Annotated in this window: 1 protein-coding gene and 2 pseudogenes; 1 reads left to right on the top strand and 2 read right to left on the bottom strand. The window is 54.0% G+C overall.

Annotated elements, in window-relative coordinates:
• Window positions 1-233, top strand: a 233-nt coding sequence (locus KP703_RS15425) for a transposase (RefSeq protein WP_215755552.1), incomplete at its 5' end; no start/stop codon positions are given.
• A gap of 19 nt (window positions 234-252) precedes the next feature.
• On the opposite strand, the pseudogene KP703_RS15420 reads toward KP703_RS15425, so the two are convergent.
• Window positions 253-976, bottom strand: a pseudogene (locus KP703_RS15420) (IS5 family transposase).
• Between the two features lie 135 nt (window positions 977-1,111).
• Window positions 1,112-1,225: pseudogene (locus KP703_RS15415) on the bottom strand (IS5/IS1182 family transposase); the annotation flags it as partial.

Below are 1,225 nucleotides of genomic sequence, written 5' to 3'. Positions count from 1 at the left end.
CCAAAGAGCAGGATATCACTCTCGAAATCGTCAGACTACCTCAGGCTAAACGGGGTTTCGTGCTGCTGCCACGTCGCTGGATCGTAGAGAGATCGTTCGCGTGGGCAACGCGGTGCAGGAGGCTGGTGAAAGACTACGAGCGCTGCGCCTCAACGCTTGCCGCAATGCATACCATCGCCTTCGCAGGTTTCATGCTTAGAAACGCAGCTAACCTGCTCATCCAAAGTGCATAACACCCTCTAGGCTCAGGACTCATTCTTTGAGGTAGAAGATGAAGCTTGCTGCGATGTGGATAGCGGACATGAAAGTGTGTGCGCAGCGGTCATATCGTGTTGTCACCCGCCGCCAGTCTTTGAGCTTTGCGAACATGTTTTCGATGAGGTGGCGCTTTTTATAGAGATGCCAGTTGTAAAGTAGCTTTGATTTCCGGTTCTTCTTCGGCGGAATACAAGCGGTGATCTTCCGTTCTGCGAGAGACTGCCTGATTTTATTACTGTCGTATCCCCGGTCCCCTCTTCTGTCTCATCGGGAAGGTCTGCCAGAAGTACATCTGCCCCTTTGAAGTCACTAACCTGACCGGCTGTCAGATGAAGACGAACAGGACGGCCTTCGCTGTCACAGACGGCATGAAGCTTTGAGTTCAGGCCGCCTTTTGTGCGTTCGATATGGCGGGGAAAAGCCCCTTTTTGAGCAGAGAGGCAGCTGTCCGGTGAGCCTTGAGATGTGTCGCATCGATCATCAGGCGCTTCGAACAGCCTGCCCGCTCTGTCATGGCGACAAAGATCCTGTCAAAGACACCCAGGCGGCTCCAGCGAATGAACCGGTTATACAAAGTCTTGTGCGGACCATACACTTTCGGAGCGTCTTTCCACTGAAGACCGTTGCGGATCACGTAAACGATCCCGCTCAGGACGCGTCGGTCGTCCACACGCGGAGCTCCATGCGCCAGAGGAAAAAATGGACTGATCCGTTCCATCTGGAGGGATCGAAGAACCGTTGGTTGATGCGCCTGGCTCGTGATTTCAGGGTTTTGGCGATTTGATTGACGGTTTTTGGGGTAGCTTTTGATCTGCGTTTTGAGCAGATCGGGGACTGCCCTCCCGCTGGATGACTACGCGCTCGCGTTCAACCTTTCGAGGAAGAGGAAGCGGCGCATGTTGTAGACGATATTGGCCAGCCCGATCCTCATGGTGGCCCGGGTGATACCGACAGTTCGGATGAAGAA

Source organism: Acetobacter sp. P5B1 (assembly GCF_018811985.1).
Lineage (GTDB): Bacteria > Pseudomonadota > Alphaproteobacteria > Acetobacterales > Acetobacteraceae > Acetobacter > Acetobacter cerevisiae.
The sequence above is the reverse complement of the archived record's forward strand: the minus strand, read 5'-3'. Positions and strand labels throughout refer to the sequence as shown.